This window comes from Bradyrhizobium sp. 44 (assembly GCF_023073095.1).
In the GTDB taxonomy this organism is placed as follows: Bacteria; Pseudomonadota; Alphaproteobacteria; order Rhizobiales; family Xanthobacteraceae; genus Bradyrhizobium.
Genome location: NZ_JADPIY010000008.1, coordinates 879,389 through 897,972 on the forward strand (window position 1 = coordinate 879,389; position 18,584 = coordinate 897,972).

Consider the following 18,584-nt stretch of genomic DNA (forward strand, 5'->3'; position numbering starts at 1 on the left):
ATAGGTGCGATGCATACATCACCTTGGGCGTGACGCATCATGCAACTCCTCAACCGCACCGGTCTCATCCTGCTCTGGCTGGCCGCCCCTCTCGTCGCATTTGCGGCCGCTAACAAGAACGATCCCTATCTGCTCGTGCTGCGCGGCGCCGGAAACATCGCGCTTGTCGTCACAAGCATCGTGATCGTCATCGTGCTGCTGCGCAGGGGACGTTGGTGCACAACCGCCGGCAAGCTGCTCGTCATGCTCTGGTGCGTTCCGCCGCTCCTGATGTCGGCGGCGCACCTGAAATTCGAACTACGCAAGCACGATGTTCTTGCCGCCAGTGCGGCCGAGGCGGGTCAGCTCGGACCTCACTTCATGGTCGGCTATTCCTCCCTCCCGGAGGTCGCGCGCCTCGCCGAACAAGGCTTGATCGGCGGTGTCTACGTCACCCGGCACAACATCCGGGGCCGGACAGTCGAGGCGCTGCGTGCCGAGATCGCGGCGCTACAGGACACGCGGCGCGCCGCCGGCCTGCCGCCGCTGGTCGTTGCGGCGGACCAGGAGGGCGGCATCGTCGGGCATCTTGCGCCGCCGCTGACGAAGCTGCCGGCGCTGGCGACGCTTGCCGGGCTTGCTCCCGATGACCAGCAGGCCAAAGCGGCAGAGTTCGGCCGCATCCACGGACGTGAACTCGCCGGGCTCGGCGTCAACCTCAATCTGGCGCCGGTGCTCGATCTCAAACCGCCGGTCCGGCGCAATCGCCTCGACTTCCACACCCTGATCGGTCAGCGCGCGATTGCGACCGATCCGACCGTCGTCGGCGCGATCGCGAGCGCCTATGTGCGCGGGCTGGAACAATCCGGCGTCGGCGCCACGCTCAAGCATTTTCCCGGCATCGGGCGCGTGCGCACCGACACGCATCATTTCAGCGCCAATCTTGATACGCCGGTGAAGGAGTTGGAAGCAACCGACTGGCTTCCGTTCCGCGAGGTGCTGTCGCATTCGCGCAGCGCGCTCATGGTCGGCCACGTCACGCTCACGGCCGTCGATCCCGATCGCGCCGCCTCGCATTCGAAGCGTGTCGTCGAGGGGATTATTCGCGACAAATGGGGCTATCAGGGCGTCGTCATGACCGACGATCTCGTGATGGGCGCGATCTACCAGCACGACGTCTGCCTGGCCGTGGTCGAGGCCATCAACGCGGGCGTCGATCTGCTGCTGGTCGCCTATGACGACGCGCAGTTCTACCGGATTTTCGCTTGCGCCCTGGATGGATCGCGGCACGGCAAGCTCGATACGGCGATGCTGCGCGCGAGCGAGGCGCGGCTCGCGCGGGGTTTCCCGTCCGAGCAGGCGCGAGCCGTCTCAAGCACCGTCAGCGTCGCCCGCCAAAACTAGCCCTTTGCGAACTGCCTGTAGTCAGGCTCGCGATGAAACCAGAATTCGTAGCCGGTGATGCCCTTCTGCATGGCGACATCGTGGATCGGCTGGTTGAGCGGGACGACGGGAACATCGCGCATGCAGAGCGCGATGAAATCCTTCACGGCCTCGTCGTACTCGGCGGCATCCGTGGTGAACCGCGCCTTGTCGATCAGCGCGTCCATTTCCTTGTTCTGGTAGGAGGAGATGTTGAAGATCGAGTTGTTGCCGTGGAAATTCCAGTAGAAGTAATATTCGGGATAATCGAGCCAGCCGCTGAAACGATTCAGCGCGAGCGGCAGTTCCTTCTTGTTCAGCGTGGTGCGCCAGTTCGCGCCGGGAATCTTTTCGATCGCCGCCTTGATTCCGATCTTGGCTAGGCTTTCCTGGATCAGGATGGCGGTCGGCTCGCCGACCGTGGCGGTGCCCGTGTCGAGTGACAACGTCGTCTCCAGCCCTGACTCGAAGCCTGCCTCCTTCATCAGGGCCTTGGCCTTGTCGAGATCGGTGGCGTAGGGAAACGCCTGCGGCCAGACCGGCTTTGAGACGTCCGCTGCTCCGCCATACATGGGCACGGCGCGTCCGAAGAACGCGCTGCTCTGGATCTGCTCATAAGGCATCGCCCAGGCGACCGCCTGGCGCAGCTTCACATTGTCGAACGGCGGCTTTGCGGTGTTGAGCGCGACCGACCAGAGCGCGTTCGGGATCGGCACGCCGGAGACCTTGACCTTGCCTTCCTTGATGATCTGCTCGAAGTCACGCGGCGCAAAGCCGCTGGAGATATCCGCATCACCCCGCTCCAGCATGGCGCGGCGGGTGCCGGCGGAGGGGACGTCGCGCGCGATCACACGCTTGAGCTTCGGGAGAGGTCCGCTCTTCCAATCGTCGAAGCGCGCCAGCACGGTCTCACTGCCCGGCTTCCAGCTTTCGATCCTGTAAGCGCCGCCGCCGGCCTCGTTGTTCCTGAGCCACGCCAGTGCCCACGGGTCTTCCGACGTCGCGTTCTTTTTCGCGAGCTCCGAGTTGATGATGAAGGGCACGACCACCGCGACGTTGAACAGCAGCATCTTGTCCTTGCGCACATAGTCGATGCGGAAGGTGTGGTCGTCGACCACGATGAACTGCTCGGACTTTTCCAGCGATCCCGCCGACATCTGGAAGGTCGGAAAGCCGCCGACCTTCACCGCGCGGTCGAACGACCATTTGACGTCTTTCGCCGTGACCGGCGTACCGTCGTGGAATTTGGCGTCCTTCCGTAGCTTGAAAGTGCAGGACATGCCGTCGGCTGCAACCTCCCAGCTCTCGGCGAGTTCAGGCGCGAGCTTTTCGCGGTCATAAGACAGCGTACCGTCGGGGAAGTTCCTGGAGGCGTAGCTCAGCAGGCGGTCGTAGCAATTCCAGGACAGCCCGTTCACGGTCTGGTTGGAGCCGACGCCCTGCATGTCGAGCGAGTTCGGCCCGAGCTCCTGCACCACCAGCAGCGTCTCACTGCGCCCCTGCGCCAAGGCAAAGCGCGGAGCGAGGGCGGTCATTCCGGCAAGGCCGAGACCGCCGAGCACGCTGCGGCGGTTTAGGTCGAAAGATAATGCGCTCATGGGTGCCTCACTCCAGAGAGATTTGCACCATAAAGAGGCAAGGCGCATGCCATCGGCCGCGCTTCACGGCGTCGCATGCTGCGCGGACCTTCAATTCTACGGCGTCACCGCGCCGCGGCTCACGGCGCGCGGGGCGGTCAGCTCTTTCCAGGTGGAATTGGCGACATGCACGGGCGAGAACGCCGGGCGCTCGACATAATGGCCGTCGCCGGCCTCGGCGCGCAGATCGCCATCTTTCCAGACGATGCGGCCGCGCGACAGTGTCGCCGCCGGTCCGCCGGTGCAGGCAAAGCCCTCGAACACGTTGTAATCGATCCGGCTCATCTGCCGCTTCGCGCTGATGGTCCTGCTCGCCTTGGGATCCCAAACCACGATATCCGCGTCCGAGCCGATGGCGACCGCGCCTTTGCGCGGATAGATGTTGAGGATGCGGGCGATGTTCGCAGAGGTCACTGCGACGAATTCTTCCTTCGTCAGCCGCCCCGTGGTGACGCCCGCGGTCCACAGCAGCGCGAGGCGATCTTCGAGGCCGCCGGTGCCGTTCGGGATCTTCCTGAAATCGGCGAGCCCGAACCGCTTCTGCTCGGTGGTGAAGGCGCAGTGGTCGGTCGCGACCACCTGCAGCGAGCCGGCTTGCAGGCCGGCCCAAAGACTATCCTGATGCGACCTGTCGCGGAACGGCGGCGACATCACGCGCTGCGCGGAATGATCCCAATCCTTGTTTTGATATTCACCGGCGTCCAGCAGCAAGTGCTGGATCAGCGGCTCGCCGTAGACGCGCTTGCCCGCCGCACGTGCGCGCGCGATCGCCTCATGCGCTTCGCGGCAGCTCGTGTGCACGATGTAGACCGGCGTCCCCGTCATGTCGGCAATCATGATGGCGCGGTTGGTGGCTTCGCCCTCGACCTCCGGCGGTCGTGAATAAGCGTGTCCCTCGGGCCCGGTGACACCGCGCGCGATCAGCGCCTCCTGCATCAGGGCGACGACGTCGCCGTTCTCCGCATGCACGACCGGCATGGCGCCGAGATGGGCGCAGCGAGCGAACGAGTTGTAGAGCTCGTCGTCGTTCACCATCAGCGCGCCCTTGTAGGCCATGAAGTGCTTGAAGGTGTTGATGCCGTAGGTTTTGACCACGGTCTCCATCTCGTCATGTATCTGCTTCGACCAGGATGTTACGGCCATGTGGAAGCCGTAGTCGGAGGCCGCCTTCTCGGATTTGTGCCGCCACTCCTGATAGGCCGCGAGCATCGACTGGCCTGGATCGGGCAGGCAGAAATCCACCACCATGGTGGTGCCACCGGCCAGCGCCGCCTTGGTTCCCGATTCGAAATCGTCCGCGGTGACCGTGCCCATGAACGGCATTTCGAGATGGGTGTGCGGATCGATGCCGCCCGGGATGACGTAGGCGCCGCCGGCATCGATGATCTCGCACCCCGTCGCCGCATCGAGCGACCGCCCGACCGCGACGACGGTCTCGCCGTCGATCAGCACGTCCGCGCGGCGCGAATGATCATGATTGACGACGGTGCCGCCGCGGATGAGGAGGGGCATGGGAGGCTCCCGAGAGAGGCGTGAACCTCGCGAAGCTAGGCGCGCTGCATGCGCCGCGACAGGTGAAATTTTAGTCAGGCGTGGCCGACAGTTGAGCTGTGCTGTCCCGGCCTCTACGCCGCCCGCGCGATCAGTCCGTCAATCATCGCGCGCACCAGGCCCGCGATTTCCTTCCGGAGCGCCGGCAGTGGTACCGCGACCAGCTTCTGCTCCAGACCCAGCGCCACCATGCCATGCACCGCCGAGAACAGGCTGCGCGCGGTGATGCCGAGCTCCTCCCGACTGCGTTGTGGAAACAGCGCGGCCAGCGGCTGGTAGACGTGGCCGAACAGCCGCATCTGGTCGTCGATGGACCAGTCGGGGAGGGGCTTGTCGGGGTCCATGCGGTGCTCGAACAGGGCGCGCCACAGTTCGAGATTTTCCGCGGCAAAATCGCAATAGGCGATGGCGATGCGGACCAGCGTCTCCTGCGGCGACGGGGCGCCCGCGCTTTCCGCTGTGCTCAGGGTCTGGTCCAGCCGAAGCAAAGTACGCGAGCCCACGCGCAGGATCAGCTCGTCGACATCGGCGACGAGATTGTAGACCGCGCCGTTGGCGCAGCCGATCTCGCGGGCGAGATCGCGGGTTTTTAGGCCGGCCAATCCCCTGTCGGCGATCATTCGTTCCGCCGCCAGGATCAAATCTGATCGAAGTTTCTCCCGCCGTTCCAAGGGCTTAGTCATTTTCAAGCCAAATTCTTGAGCGTCGCTCAAATATTTTTTGAACGATGTTCAAGTTTCTTGCTACAAACCGTCTGTGAGCAACGCTCATAACAGGGAGCTTCAGATGTTCAAGACCGTAGTGACACTTTTCCGCGGCAGCGTGGCCGCCGCCGGCGAGGAGCTGGAAGACCGGACAGCCCTTCTGATCCTCGATCAACAGATGCGCGACGCGGCAGCCGCCGTCGAGCGCGGCAAACGTACCCTGGCGCTGGCGATCGCACAGGACCAGCAGGAAGGCCGCAAGCTCGAGGCGACCGTCGCCCGCATCGCCGATCTCGAGACCCGCGCGGTTGCGGCGCTCGACGGCGGCCGCGAGGATCTCGCCAACGATGCCGCCGAGGCCATCGCGGGCCTTGAGGCCGATCGCGATGCGGCGCTGACGGCACGCGCCTTGTTCGCAACCGAGATCATCAGGCTGAAGCGGCACGTCGCAAGCGCGCAGGCCCGCATCACCGAGCTCGATCGCGGCCGCCGCGTCGCCCGTGCTTCGGAAGCGGTGCGCTCGCTTCGCCGCAGCGGCATCGAGGCAGCACGCCCCTACGAATCCACGTTGCCGGAGGCGGAGACCACTTTGAGGCGTCTTCGTGAGCGGCAGATGGAAGCCCAGGCCGCCGACGACGCGCTGATCGAGCTCGATGCGGCCACTGGTCCGCTCGCCACCGCCGAAAAACTCGCCGAGCAGGGTTTTGGCCCGCGGCTCAAGACGACCGCGGACGACGTGCTGGCGCGATTGAAGTCCAAGCGCACGCCGACTGCCTGATCCCAACTCCATCATTCGAACCAACAGGAGACCATCATGAACCAGAACGGCCAGCCCCACAGCGGCGCCTGGGTGACTTTCACTTACGTGTCCTTCGCAGCCTCCGCCTTCCTCATCGCGATCGGCATCTTCTTCCTCCCGATCGACCTCTGGATGAAGGGTTATCTCACCATGGGCATCGTCATGCTGATCCAGACTTGCATCACCCTGACCAAGACGGTCCGCGACAATCATGAAAGCAGCCGGATGGTGAACCGCATCGAGGACGCCAAGGCGGAACGTCTGCTGATGGAAGTCTCCAAGGCTGCTTGACGGGCATAGACAATCCGCAAGGAAGCAGCGGAGCAATGCGCTCCGCGGCTTCGGCGTCGGAATTTCGCCACACCTCATATCGCGCCTGCGAAATGCAACATAGCCATGACGATCGCGCGGGCGTGCGCTCTTGCGCAACCGCACGGGCAGGGGCAGTCTTCACAGGCGGCGCACAAGAACGCCGCCAATAAGATGTGCTTACAAGATCTCGGCGAGGAACCTCATGGCAGCGACGCGGATCGACTGCGACATCCACCCGGCGGTTGGTGGCACGCGCACGACGCTACTGCCCTATCTCAGCGATCACTGGAAAGAGCAGGTGGTGAGCCGCGCCATCGATGGACTCGATCTCACCTCCTATCCACCGAGCATGCCGCTGGCGGGCCGCGCCGACTGGCGCCCGGTGAACGGCGCCAAGCCCGGTTCCGATCTTGCGATGGTGCAGAAGGGCGCATTCGAGCAGTTGGGTGCCAGTCACGCGATCCTCAACGTGCTCTATGGCGCGCAGGCCGTGTTCGATCCCTACATGGCGGCCGACTTCTGCAAGGCGATCAACGACTGGATCGCGACTGAATGGCTGTCGCGCGATCCGCGCTTGCGTGCCTCGATCGTGGTGCCGATGCAGGACCCGGATCTGGCGATCGAGGAGATCGAGCGCCGCGCTGGCGATCACCGCTTCGTCTCGATCCTCGTGCTGGCGCAGGGCGAGACGCTGCTGGGACGGCGGCATTTCTGGCAGGTCTATCGGCTCGCGGAAAAGTACAAGCTGCCGCTCGCGATCCACGCCGGCACGCAATATCGGCAGGCGCCGAGTTCGGCTGGCTGGCCGTCGCACCGCTACGAATATTACTTCGTCGAGGCGCAGGCGTTTCAGGCGCAGATCTTGAGCCTGATCTATGAGGGCGTGTTCGGCAAGTTTCCGAACCTCAAGGTCGTGCTGATGGAATCCGGCGTAAGCTGGCTGCCGGCCTTCATGTGGCGCGCCAACAAGACCTGGCGCGGAGTGCGGGTCGAGGTGCCCTGGGTCGAGCGCGAGCCGGCTGAGATCATTCGCGAGAATTTCCGCGTCACCATGCAGCCGTTTGATGCGCCGGGCGACGCCAGAAGCGTCGAGGAGATCATCGACCAGATCGGCTCGGAAAAGATGTTCCTGTTCGCGTCCGACTATCCGCACTGGCAGTTCGACGGCGACGATCCAATCCCGCCGAACCTGCCGAATAGCATTATCTCGAAGATGTGCGTCGACAACCCGCTGGAGACGTTTCCGCGGCTGTCGCTCGCCAACTGACTTTGGAGGTTCGCATGGATGAGGTCATCGACCGCCCGCTGCGGGAAGACGAGAAGCCCGCCGCTTCGCGGCTGCGCATCGTCGATTGCGACGTCCATCCGAGCCTGCATTCGCCCGACGACCTCAACGAGTTCTTGCCCAAACGCTGGCAGCAGCATCTGAAGGAATATGGCAGCCATTTGCGCACGCCCTATCTGTTCACCACGCCCTATCCGCGCTCCTCGCCGCTGATCGCGCGCCGCGATGCCTGGCCGCCGACCGGCGGACCGCCCGGCTCGGATCTCGCCTTCATGCAGAAGCAGCATCTCGATCCGCTCGACGTCGAGTTCGGGATTTTGCAGGTGCTCGATCTCTTCATCTTCTCGCAGCAGAACCTCGAATTCGGCGCCGCGATCCAGCGCGCCATCAACGACTGGCAACTGGCGTTCTGGTCGCATCGCGACCCGCGTCTGAAAGCTTCGATCCTGGTCGGCCAGGACGGCGTTGATCTCGCCATTGCCGAGATCGAACGTTGCGCGAAAATCGGCGAGTACGTCCAGATCAACGTCTCGCCGCGCGCCAACGAGCCGCTCGGCCGCCGCCGCTATTGGCCCATCTACGAACGTGCGCAGGCGCTGGGCTTGCCGCTCGGCATCCATGTCGGCGGCTATGGCGGGCATGCGCCGACCGGTGGCGGCTGGCCGTCCTATTATGTCGAGGAGCACCAGTCCAACGCGCACACGATTGCGGCGCAGCTTGCCAGCCTCGTGATCGAGGGCGTGCCGGAGCGCTTTCCAAAATTGAAGTTCGTCTTCATCGAGGGCGGCTTCGGTTGGATCCCGTCCGCGGTGTGGCGAATGGACCAGCATTTCGAGCGCTTCCGCAGCGAGGTGCCGCATCTCAAGCGCAAGCCGTCAGAATATGTCCGCGAGCATTTCTGGTTCACTACGCAGCCGATCGACGAACCTGACGAAGCCCGGCACCTGCGCTCGCTGATCGAATGGGTCGGCATCGATCGTCTCTTGTTCTCGTCGGACTATCCCCACTGGGATTTCGACGATCCGCGCTTCGCCTTCAAGACGCCGCTGACGGAAGCCGAGCGAAAGAAGATCTTCAGCACCAATGCCCGCGCGGTCTACAAGTTCTGAGGAGGTCTGCACGGTATGGCCCGTCACATCGTCGCGTCCACCTCGGAGATCCCACCCGGTGGCAACAAGGTTGTCGATGTCGCCGGCCGCGACATTGTCGTGTTCCACGTCAATGGCGAGTTCTTCGCTTTGCTGAACCGCTGCCCGCACGAAGGCGCGCCGCTGGAGAAAGCGGCCTGTGTCGCGCGACTGACCTCGCCCGAGCCCGGCATCTATCAGCGCTCGCGCGTCGGCGAGATGCTGCGCTGTCCCTGGCATGGCTGGGAGTTCGACATGCGCAACGGCCAATCCTGGTTCGACCCGAAGCGCGTCAAGATTAGGTCATATCCGGTCGCGGTGGAGCGGGGCGAGGAACTCCAGAAAGGTCCGTATGTCGCCGAGACGTTTCCGGTGCATGTCGAGGACAGCTACGTGATTGTCGAGGTCTGAGCAGCCGTTTCGGATTGTGATTTCGCCGCAGGTGGGATAAGCCTCGCCCGCATTTATGGCGGAGACGAGCTTTGTCCAAACAATCCCTGCGTGAGGAGGCCGAGCGCCTAATCCGCGAATCGATGGAAAAGAAAACCGTCGTCGTCAAGCAGGGCGATACCCGCATCGAGGCCGTCTGCGGTAAATGCGGCGCCCCGAACCGCGTGCAGGCGCCAAAGGGCCAGACCCGCATCAAGTTCGCCTGCAAGAATTGCGGGCATCAGCAAGAGACGCTGTAGAGTGTCCCCCGTGTAAACCCTCATCCTGAGGAGCCCGCTGGAAGCGGGCGTCTCGAAGGATCGAGGCCCAACCGGGCCTGCATGGTTCGAGACGCGCGCATTCCGCGCTCCTCACCATGAGGATCAAACAGCCTAATCCCCCTTCACGAACTTCGCGAATGCATCCGCATGGTCCGGATGCCAGCGTGACAGCGGCGGGCGATTCTCCACGATATCGCCGGCGGCCCACAGCATGCGCTTTTCGTCGAGCGCGCGCGGGACATCGTTGTCCGGGCACAGGATGTAGAAATCGCCGGCCTCCAGCCGCATCAGCATGAAATTCACGGTCTGCTCGGCCGTCCATGCGCCGGCCGGCTTCTCCGTCCGGCCCTTCGCGGTAAGGCCCGTAAAGACGAAACCGGGAATCAGCAGATGCGCGGTGATGCGGCAGCCCGCAGTGTTGCGCAGCTCGTGCTGGAGCGCCTCCGTAAAAGCTTTCACGCCGGCCTTGGAGACGTTGTAGGCGGGATCGCCGGGCGGGGTGGTGATGCCCTGCTTCGAGCCGGTGTTGATGATGAGCCCCGCCCTGCCGCGCGCGACCATGTTGGGCGCGAAGATGCGCGAGCCGTTGATGATGCCCCACATGTTGACGCCGATGATGCGCTGCCAGTTGCCGGGTTCGCCGAACAGCGTACTGCCGGGCTGGATGCCCGCGTTGTTCATGAGGATGTCGGTGCCGCCGAAGCGCTCGCGCACGGCGCGCTCCAGTTCCATCACGCTCTCGGCCTTGCTGACGTCAATCGCGAAGGTCATCACGTGTGTGGCGGACGTCAGGGATGAGAGTCTTGTCGCGGCATCCGCCAGTCCCGCCTGATCCACATCGGCGATACACACCTTCATTCCGTCGCGCGCGAAGGCTGCGGCGGCGGCGAATCCGATGCCGGACGCACCGCCGGTGATCACGGCAACATTGTCTTTGACGATGGCGGGGTGCGGCATGGATCGGTCTCCGGGGAGGGGCTCGGTCGTGCCATAACATGGCACGCGCGCGACCCTGCACAAGTCGGCATGGGAGGTCTTCGTTCCGCGCCGACTTTACGCCTCTCCTTTACGCCTGTCCGGCATCGCAGTATTCTATCGACTTAACGATCCCGCCCAGATCGAACCAATCAATCATTTGACAGGGAGTTCAGCCATGGCTGTGTCGCAGGCTATTCCGATCACGCGCCATCCGTTCGCCAACGGGTCCTACAAGCAGATGCTGATCGACGGGAAGTGGGTCGATGCTGCCTCCGGCAAGCGCTTCGAGACCCACAACCCCGCGACCGGCGAACTGCTTGCAACAGTGGCGGAGGGCGACAAGGAAGATATCGATCGCGCAGTTGCTGCCGCCCGCCGCGCCTTTGAAGGTCCCTGGAGCAAGGTCAAGCCGTTCGAGCGGCAGAATCTGCTCCTGAAGCTTGCCGACCTCGTCGAGAAGAATTTCGACGAATTGTCGCAGCTCGACACGCTCGACATGGGCGCGCCGCTCAGCCGTACCCGTGCCTATCGCCTGCGCGCCGTCGGCATGCTGCGCTATTATGCCGGCCAGACCACCGCGATTCATGGCGAGACCATCGAGAACTCGCTCCCCGGCGAGATCTTTTCCTACACGCTGAAGGAGCCGATCGGCGTCGTCGGCGCCATCATTCCCTGGAATGGTCCGCTGACTGCAACAATCTGGAAGATCGGTCCGGCGATCGCGACCGGCTGCACCGTCGTGCTCAAGCCCGCCGAGGAGGCGCCGCTGACCTCGCTGCGCATCGCCGAGCTCGCGATGGAAGCGGGCGTGCCGCCCGGCGTCATCAACGTCGTGCCCGGCTATGGCGAGACCGCGGGCGCGGCGCTTGCCTCGCACCATGACGTCGACAAGGTTGCCTTCACCGGCTCGCATGTCACGGGCCAGTCGATCATCCGTGCCTCGGCCGGCAACCTCAAGCGTGTCTCGCTCGAGCTCGGCGGCAAGTCACCGGACATCGTCTTCGCGGACGCCGATCTCGATTCGGCCGTGCCGGGCGCCGCGATGGCGGTGTTTGCCAATTCGGGGCAAATCTGCAGCGCCGGCACCCGGCTGTTCGTCGAGCAGTCGATCTACGAGGAATTCGTCGGACGTGTCGCCGAGTTCGGCAAGAAGCTGCAGGTCGGCAACGGCCTCGATCCCAACACCCAGATCGGACCGCTGGTGTCCGAGCAGCAGCTCGAGCGCGTCACCAGCTATCTCGACATCGGACAGAAGGAAGGCGCCAAGGCGCTCGCCGGCGGTGGCCGCGTTACCGAAGGCGCGCTTGCAAAAGGCTTCTTCGTGTCGCCGACGGTGTTCGCTGGCGTCCAGGACAATATGCGCATCGCGCAAGAGGAGATCTTTGGTCCCGTCATCTCGGCAATCGCGTTCAAGGACATGGACGAGCTGGTCAAGCGCGCCAACGCCACCACGTTCGGTCTCGGCTCGGGCCTGTGGACGCGGGACGTCAGCAAGGCGCATGCGGTCGCGAAGAGGCTCCGTGCCGGTTCGGTGTGGGTGAACTGCTACCAGGCGATGGACCCGGCTGTGCCCTTCGGCGGCTACAAGATGAGCGGCTACGGCCGCGAATCCGGCAAGCAGCACGTCGAGGAATATCTCAACGTGAAGGCCGTCTGGATCAAGACGGCCTGACGCGCCATCGCGTCCGGACTTCAGCGATCGGTCTTGCCTGCGGCGACGCGAGTCCGCTTGCGGCGACCAAAGGTTGTTGCCCGGACGCTACATGCGATTTTGAAAGCTCGCGTTGTCCGCGATTTTGCAAGGCTTGCTATCCCATTTCGAATGTCGGCCGGTTAGTTCTGGTCAACGTCAATCTTCGGAATTGGAATCTCGATAATGCTTCGCTTTGCTCCGATCGTGTTTGTGGCTTTGGGCGTCGCCTCGGCGCAGCCCGCTCTTGCGGCCGATATGACCGCACGTGCGCCAGCGTACAAGGCGTCGCCACTGCCCGTTGCCTACAACTGGTCGGGCTTCTACGCCGGCGTGAATGTCGGGTACGGGTGGGGCGATGGTGCGAACAATCTCGCGCCCCATGATCCGGTCTTCACTGCGGGCGTGCTCGACGTCGCACTGGCGGGCGGCCTTGTCCCGGCTTCGCTGGCAACAGACGCGCGTGGTGTGCTGGGCGGCTTGCAGGCCGGCTACAATGTGCAGACGGGCTCGTTGGTGTGGGGCGTCGAAGCCGATATTGCGGCGGCCGACATCAAGGGTAGCTCAACGGTGACCCGAACCTTGCCGGTCTTCCCGACGATCATGACCACGCAAGATCAGAAGGTCGACTGGCTGGGGACCGTGCGCGGCCGGATCGGTGCCACCGTCGTGCCCGACCTGATGCTGTACGCGACCGGCGGTCTTGCCTATGGGCATGTCAAGGCGTCGACGTCGATCGTGGATCCCACGGGTGGGAGCGGCACACCCTGCCTCAATGTGATCTGTAGCGCAGGCGCGGTGGAAAGCTGGCGCGTGGGCTGGACGGTCGGCGGCGGCGGCGAGTACCGCTTTGCGTCGAACTGGAGCGTCAAGCTCGAATATCTCTACTACGATCTCGGCAGCGAGAAATACACCATCTTCAATCCGCTGTTCCCGTTCACGCCCGGCCCGGCGCGTGGCTTTGACTCTACCGCGAATTTCACGGGCCACATCGCGCGTGTTGGCTTGAACTACAAGTTCGGCCCAGGCGCGGTCGTTGCGAAATACTGACCTGCAATCTGAATAGACGAAAGCCCCGGGCCTGGCCCCGGGGCTTTTTTATTCGCCGCCTCTTTTGGCTGGCCAGCCATTCCCCCGTGCAGCTTCCGAGCTGCGGACCTTTCTCTTATGATCCCCGTCCTCTCATCCAATCATTTTGGGGCCGGAATGAAATTCGAGGCGTTGTTTCAACCGTTGCAGGTCGGTCCGTACAAGCTCGCGCACCGCGTCGCGATGGCGCCGTTGACGCGCATGCGAGCCGAGCGCGAGAGCTTTTCGCCGCGGCCGCTCAATGCCGAATATTACGGTCAGCGCGCCACCCAAGGCGGCCTGCTCATTGCCGAGGCCTCGCCTGTGCTCTCGCATGGTCGCGGTAATCCGGCGACGCCAGGCATCTATTCGGAGATGCAGATCGCGGGCTGGCGCAGGGTTGTCGACGCCGTGCACGCCAAGGGCGGCATCATCTTTCTCCAGCTCTGGCATGTCGGCCGCGTCTCGCATTCTTCCTTCCACGGCGGGGAGCTGCCGGTCTCGGCCTCGGCGATCCCGATCAGGGCCGAAGGCATGAAGGCAATGACCGCCGACGGCAAGATCTCCGACTATGAGACGCCGCGCGCGCTGGAGACGGACGAGGTCATGGGCATCGTCGAGGCCTTCAGGCAGGGTGCGAACAACGCGCTGGCCGCGGGCTTCGACGGCGTCGAGATCCACGGCGCCAACGGCTATCTGCTCGAGCAATTCCTGCAATCACGCAGCAACCAGCGCACCGATCAATATGGCGGTTCGATCGAGAACCGCGCGCGGCTTCTGCTCGAAGTGACCGAGGCCGCCATCGACGTCTGGGGCGCGGGCCGCGTCGGCGTGCGGCTGTCGCCCCACGGCATCGCCAATCATTCCGGCGAGCCCGATCCGATGCCGCTCTACACGCACGTGGTCAAGGCGCTCGACAAGCTCGGTCTTGCCTATCTGCATTTCATCGAACCGCGCTCCAGCGGCTCCGGGCGCGCCGAAGTCAACTGGCAGAACGTGCCGTCGGCAATGCTGCTATTCCGCCCGCTCTACAGCGGCGTGCTGATGACGGCAGGCGGGTTTACGGGCGAGACGGCGAACGCCGCGATCGCAGAGGGACACGCCGACCTCATCGCCTTCGGCCGCATCTTCATCTCCAACCCCGATCTGCCGCGCCGCCTGCAGCACGACTACCCTCTCACGCCGTATAACCGTGCGACGTTCTACGGCGGCGAGGAGAAGGGCTATACGGACTATCCGGTGTATGACGAGCTGACGCCGGTCTGACACTGCGGAGTTATTGTGTTGCCCCGACGGACACCACGAATTCCGTCATTGCGAGCGATGAGGGAAGCACCCATGGCCAAAGCCGCAGCCGCCGCAGGAGTTGCCACCGGCCAATGCCTCTGCGGCAAGATCACCTTCGAGATTGACGTTCCCGCACGCTGGGCCTGGCACGATCACTCCGCCGCCAGCCGTCGCGCCCACGGCGCCGCCTATGCGACCTATGTCGGAAGCTGGAAGAAACGGTTTCGCATCACCGCAGGCAAGACGGCGCTGACGCGCTACGAGGACAAGGCAACGAAGACCGCGCGCAGCTTCTGCGCGCATTGCGGCACGCCGATCGCATATGAGCGCCCGCGCGGGCCGCACATGGTCAACATCCCCCGTGCGCTGTTCAAAGAGCGCACCGGCCGCCAGCCGCTGTATCACATTGCGATCGAGGAGCTGCAGGAATGGACCTATACCGGCGAGCCGCTGGTACCGTTGAAGGGCTTTCCCGGTGTGGTCTGGCAGCGCTCGAAAAAGAAGAAGCGGGCGGGCGGCGAGGATCCGTTCGAGCTGGGGCGCGAGGAGATGTAGCGTGCTGCGCCCACGCAACGCAGCCATGACTGCGCTTCCTTGCGCGCCTCCCGCGATTTCGGCCATCATGCTTCCTGCCTTGCGGCAACGTCCGCCTCTGGAGGAAACATGAAGAACAAGATCACCGGCCGCTCCGCCTTTCTCGCGCTGCTCAAGGACGAGGGCATCACGCATCTGTTCGGCAATCCCGGCACGACCGAACTGCCGATCATGCACGCGCTGAAGGACCATCCCGACCTCACCTATGTGATGGCGATGCAGGAGAGCCTGGTGGTGGCGATCGCGGATGGCTATAGCCGCGCCTCCGGAAAGCTTGTCGCCTGCAACGTCCATGTCGCGCCCGGCCTCGGCAACGCGATGGGCTCGCTCTACAACGCCCAGTTCACGGGCACGCCGATGATCCTCACCGCGGGCCAGCAGGAGCAGGGCCACGGACTGATGGAGCCGGTGCTCTACGGCCCGCTGGTGCGCATGGCCGAGCCGCTGGTGAAATGGGCGGTCGAGGTGACCCGGCTCGAGGATCTGCCGCGCATCGTGCGCCGCGCCGCAAAAGTCGCGACCACGCCGCCGACCGGGCCGGTGTTCATTTCGTTGCCCGGCGACATCCTCAACAGCGAGGCCGGAATAGATCTCGGTCGCTCCACCCGCATCGACGCTCGCACAAGGCCATCGGATGAGGCACTCAAGGCGTTCGCCGCGCGACTACTGAGGGCCGAGCGTCCCGTGATCGTCACCATGGATGAGGTGGTGAAGAGCGATGCGCTGAAGGAGGCCGCCGAACTCGCCGAACTTTTGGGCGCGGCCGCGTACCAATCCTCGACGCCCTACGGCTCGCACTTCCTCTCGGAGAGCCCGAGCTTCGTCGGCACGCTGGCACGGGTTCAGAAAGTCGCGCGCGACACGCTTGCTCCGTACGACCTCTTGATCGCGCTCGGCGGCGATCCCCTGCGGATGTCGGTCTACAGCGAGGTCGATGCGCTGCCGGAGGGCCTTGGCATCGTGCAGATCGGCCTCGGCGATTGGGAGATCGCCAAGAACTACGGTGCCGAGATCGCGCTGAAGGCGGATTTGAAGGAAACGCTGCGCGCGCTGATCCCGGTGCTGAAGGACATGGGCGGTGCTGCCCTGGCGCAACGTGCGAGGCAACGTCTCGCCGAGCTCGCGCCGAAGAACTGGACCGCAAGGCGCACCGCGCTGGTCGAGCAGATCGGCAAGGCCGCGAACCGCAGCCCCATCGATCCGGACTGGCTGGTGCTGCAGATGGTCGAGGCCATGCCAGCCAATGCCATCCTCGTTGACGAAGGCCTCACCTCGAGCCGCCAGATCACGGCGCTGCGTGCGCACCGCGACCGCTTCGGCTATCACGGCCTTGCCTCCGGCGGCATCGGCTGGGGCCTGCCGGCCTCCGTCGGCGCCAGCATCGCCAATCCCGATCGCCCCGTCGTCTGCTTCTCCGGCGACGGCAGCGCGATGTATTCGATCCAGTCGCTGTGGACGGCGGCGCATCACAAGCTGCCGCTCAATGTGGTCATTGCCAACAATGGCGGCTACCGCATCATCAAGCAGCGCCTGCTCGCCTTCCATGGCGACGATAATTACGTCGGCATGGATTTCGTCGATCCCCCGGTGGATTTCGCGGGCGTGGCGAAGGCGTTGGGATGCGAGGCGATCAAGGTCAGCGATCCCCGCGAGTTGAAGGCGACGCTGGCGTCGGCGTTCGGCCGGGCACGAAGCTGATCGAGGTGATGGTGGACGGGAAGGTGTAGGGCAGGTGCCTCCACCGTCATTGCGAGGAGCACTTGCGACGAAGCAATCCAGACTGTCTCCGTGGAGCAATTCTGGATTGCTTCGCTTCGCTCGCAATGACGGGGAGAGCGGTGGCTCTATCCCTTCCTCCCCACCCGGTACCCCGCCGCCGGATGCGGCGCACCCAGCCTTGCACGCCCGTCACCGAACAGCTTCTCCCGCAGCGTGCCCCGCGCGTACTCGGCCTTGTACCGCCCACGCCGCGTCAGCTCCGGCACCAGCATGTCGGCGATGTCCTCGAAATCGCCGGGTGAGATCGCGAAGGCGACGTTGAGGCCGTCGACATCGGTCGCCTCGAACCACGCCTCGATCTTGTCCGCGACCATCTCCGGCGTGCCGACCACGACGGGACCGGCACCGCCGACGCCGACATGCTCGATGACGTCGCGCACGGTCCAGACGCGATCGGGATCGGCCCGGGTGACGTTATCCAGTGCGCTGCGGCCGGCGTCGTTCTGGACATGGCGCACCTGCTGATCGAGCTCGTAGCCGGAGAAGTCGATTCCGGTCCATCCCGACATCAGCGCGAGCGCGCCCTCGGGGCTGATGTGGCGGCGATAGTCGGCGTATTTTTCGTTCGCCTCGGCCTCCGTCCGCCCGAGGATGATCGTCATCATCGAGAACATCAGGATTTCCGCCGGATTGCGGCCGAACGCGGCGGCCTCCTGACGGATCGCCGACACCCGCGGCGCGATCACCTTGGCCGACGGTCCCGACATGAACACGCATTCGGCGTGCTGTGCCGCGAACCTCCGTCCGCGCGGCGAGGTGCCGGCCTGGTACAGCACGGGCGTCCGCTGCGGCGACGGCTCGCTCAGATGGATCGTGTTGTTGATGCGGTAGTTGGCGCCCTCGTGGTTGACGCGATGAACTTTTGTGGGATCGGTGAAGATGCCGCGCGTACGGTCGCGCAGCACGGCGTCGTCCTCCCAGCTTCCTTCCCAGAGCTTGTAGACGACCTCCATATATTCGTCGGCGATCTCGTAGCGGTCGTCGTGCCCGATCTGCTTGTCCTTGCCGGCGCCGCGCGCGGCGCTGTCGAGATAGCCGGTGACGACATTCCAGCCGATACGCCCCTCGGTAAGATGATCGAGCGTCGACATCCGCCGCGCGAACGGATAGGGCGGCTCGAAGGAAAGATTGCTGGTGACGCCGAAGCCGAGATTCTGCGTCACCGCCGCCATTGCCGACAGCAGCAGCAGCGGATCGTTCGAGGGCGACTGGGCTGCATTGCGCAAGGCTGCGTCAGGACTGTTGCCGTAGACGTCATAGACGCCGAGCACGTCGGCCAGGAACAGCCCGTCGAAACGGCCGCGCTCCAGCGTTTTGGCAAGATCGATCCAGTAGGGCAGGCGGTTATATTCGGCAGTGCGGTCGCGCGGATGGGTCCACAAGCCCGGTGACTGGTGTGCGACGCAATTCATCGCAAATGCATTGAGCCTGATCTGCTTGGCCATGATGGTCCCCCGGCGCCCTGTACCGGGCGCTCTTCGAATGATAGAGCTGCGCCCGAACTTGGCGAAGTTCTTGCATATAGCGCGACGTTGGCAAGGCCAAAATCAGCGGCGCTGCCGCGCTTGGCAAGCCAATCTCAAGAGAGCAAGAACGAAATCCCAAGACTATCGAAGTCCCCGCCACTTTCGGAGGCCTGCCCGTATCGGGTATGCTTCTCGC

Annotated in this window: 16 protein-coding genes and 1 pseudogene; 12 read left to right on the forward strand and 5 right to left on the reverse strand. The window is 64.2% G+C overall.

Annotated features, from left to right (window positions below; genetic code table 11):
- The first annotated feature begins 39 nt into the window (after positions 1 to 39).
- Entirely contained in the window at positions 40 to 1,383 is a 1,344-nt protein-coding gene (locus tag IVB41_RS06240; protein ID WP_247428027.1) for a glycoside hydrolase family 3 N-terminal domain-containing protein, read from the forward strand.
- On the opposite strand, the gene IVB41_RS06245 is transcribed toward IVB41_RS06240, so the two are convergent.
- The 3 genes from IVB41_RS06245 to IVB41_RS06255 all read right to left on the reverse strand — a co-directional run bounded on the left by IVB41_RS06245 (position 1,380) and on the right by IVB41_RS06255 (position 5,272).
- Positions 1,380 to 2,999 carry an ABC transporter substrate-binding protein gene (locus tag IVB41_RS06245; protein WP_247428030.1) on the reverse strand — a complete coding sequence of 540 codons (1,620 nt, stop codon included), beginning with the start codon at positions 2,997 to 2,999 and terminating at the stop codon, positions 1,380 to 1,382. The two genes, IVB41_RS06240 and IVB41_RS06245, sit on opposite strands and share 4 nt — an antisense overlap.
- A 96-nt stretch (positions 3,000 to 3,095) precedes the next feature.
- Positions 3,096 to 4,550: a dihydropyrimidinase gene (gene hydA, locus IVB41_RS06250; RefSeq protein ID WP_247428033.1), complete on the reverse strand. Its 1,455-nt coding sequence runs from the start codon at positions 4,548 to 4,550 to the stop codon at positions 3,096 to 3,098.
- A gap of 113 nt (positions 4,551 to 4,663) precedes the next feature.
- Positions 4,664 to 5,272 carry a TetR/AcrR family transcriptional regulator gene (locus IVB41_RS06255; RefSeq protein WP_247429067.1) on the reverse strand — a complete coding sequence of 203 codons (609 nt, stop codon included), beginning with the start codon at positions 5,270 to 5,272 and terminating at the stop codon, positions 4,664 to 4,666.
- A 103-nt stretch (positions 5,273 to 5,375) separates the two neighbouring features.
- Between IVB41_RS06255 and IVB41_RS06260 the strand changes: the two genes are divergently transcribed.
- From IVB41_RS06260 to IVB41_RS06285, 6 genes are all read left to right on the forward strand, one after another.
- Positions 5,376 to 6,071, forward strand: a complete 696-nt coding sequence (locus IVB41_RS06260; RefSeq protein WP_247428036.1) for a PspA/IM30 family protein — start codon at positions 5,376 to 5,378, stop codon at positions 6,069 to 6,071.
- A 36-nt stretch (positions 6,072 to 6,107) separates the two neighbouring features.
- Positions 6,108 to 6,383 (forward strand): YiaA/YiaB family inner membrane protein, encoded by a 276-nt coding sequence (locus tag IVB41_RS06265; RefSeq protein ID WP_007615098.1) that lies wholly within the window; start codon positions 6,108 to 6,110, stop codon positions 6,381 to 6,383.
- A 223-nt stretch (positions 6,384 to 6,606) separates the two neighbouring features.
- Entirely contained in the window at positions 6,607 to 7,671 is a 1,065-nt protein-coding gene (locus IVB41_RS06270) for an amidohydrolase family protein (protein WP_247428039.1), read from the forward strand.
- Positions 7,672 to 7,685: 14 nt separating this feature from the next.
- The gene (locus tag IVB41_RS06275) at positions 7,686 to 8,798 is read left to right on the forward strand and encodes an amidohydrolase family protein (RefSeq protein WP_247284685.1); all 1,113 of its coding nucleotides are present in this window, start codon (positions 7,686 to 7,688) and stop codon (positions 8,796 to 8,798) included.
- 15 nt (positions 8,799 to 8,813) lie between these two features.
- Complete coding sequence (locus tag IVB41_RS06280; RefSeq protein WP_027565497.1) at positions 8,814 to 9,227, forward strand: Rieske (2Fe-2S) protein; 414 nt, start codon at positions 8,814 to 8,816, stop codon at positions 9,225 to 9,227.
- Between the two features lie 71 nt (positions 9,228 to 9,298).
- Positions 9,299 to 9,505 (forward strand): hypothetical protein, encoded by a 207-nt coding sequence (locus IVB41_RS06285; RefSeq protein ID WP_007615092.1) that lies wholly within the window; start codon positions 9,299 to 9,301, stop codon positions 9,503 to 9,505.
- 132 nt (positions 9,506 to 9,637) lie between these two features.
- On the opposite strand, the gene IVB41_RS06290 is transcribed toward IVB41_RS06285, so the two are convergent.
- Positions 9,638 to 10,483 (reverse strand): SDR family NAD(P)-dependent oxidoreductase, encoded by an 846-nt coding sequence (locus tag IVB41_RS06290; RefSeq protein ID WP_247428042.1) that lies wholly within the window; start codon positions 10,481 to 10,483, stop codon positions 9,638 to 9,640.
- A gap of 196 nt (positions 10,484 to 10,679) precedes the next feature.
- On the opposite strand from IVB41_RS06290, the gene IVB41_RS06295 reads away from it, so the two are divergent.
- The 5 genes and pseudogenes from IVB41_RS06295 to IVB41_RS06315 all read left to right on the forward strand — a co-directional run bounded on the left by IVB41_RS06295 (position 10,680) and on the right by IVB41_RS06315 (position 16,870).
- On the forward strand, positions 10,680 to 12,176 hold the full coding sequence (locus IVB41_RS06295; RefSeq protein WP_247428045.1) for an aldehyde dehydrogenase family protein: 1,497 nt from the start codon (positions 10,680 to 10,682) through the stop codon (positions 12,174 to 12,176).
- A gap of 204 nt (positions 12,177 to 12,380) precedes the next feature.
- Positions 12,381 to 13,244, forward strand: coding sequence for an outer membrane protein (locus tag IVB41_RS06300; RefSeq protein ID WP_247428048.1), 864 nt, complete (start codon positions 12,381 to 12,383; stop codon positions 13,242 to 13,244).
- Between the two features lie 156 nt (positions 13,245 to 13,400).
- Positions 13,401 to 14,528, forward strand: coding sequence for an alkene reductase (locus IVB41_RS06305; RefSeq protein WP_247428053.1), 1,128 nt, complete (start codon positions 13,401 to 13,403; stop codon positions 14,526 to 14,528).
- A 72-nt stretch (positions 14,529 to 14,600) separates the two neighbouring features.
- Positions 14,601 to 15,104 (forward strand): GFA family protein, encoded by a 504-nt coding sequence (locus IVB41_RS06310; RefSeq protein WP_247428057.1) that lies wholly within the window; start codon positions 14,601 to 14,603, stop codon positions 15,102 to 15,104.
- A 108-nt stretch (positions 15,105 to 15,212) separates the two neighbouring features.
- Positions 15,213 to 16,870, forward strand: a pseudogene (locus IVB41_RS06315) (thiamine pyrophosphate-binding protein).
- 117 nt (positions 16,871 to 16,987) lie between these two features.
- Here IVB41_RS06315 and IVB41_RS06320 read toward each other — a convergent pair.
- Positions 16,988 to 18,367: an LLM class flavin-dependent oxidoreductase gene (locus tag IVB41_RS06320; RefSeq protein WP_247357888.1), complete on the reverse strand. Its 1,380-nt coding sequence runs from the start codon at positions 18,365 to 18,367 to the stop codon at positions 16,988 to 16,990.
- Between the last annotated feature and the right edge of the window lie 217 nt (positions 18,368 to 18,584).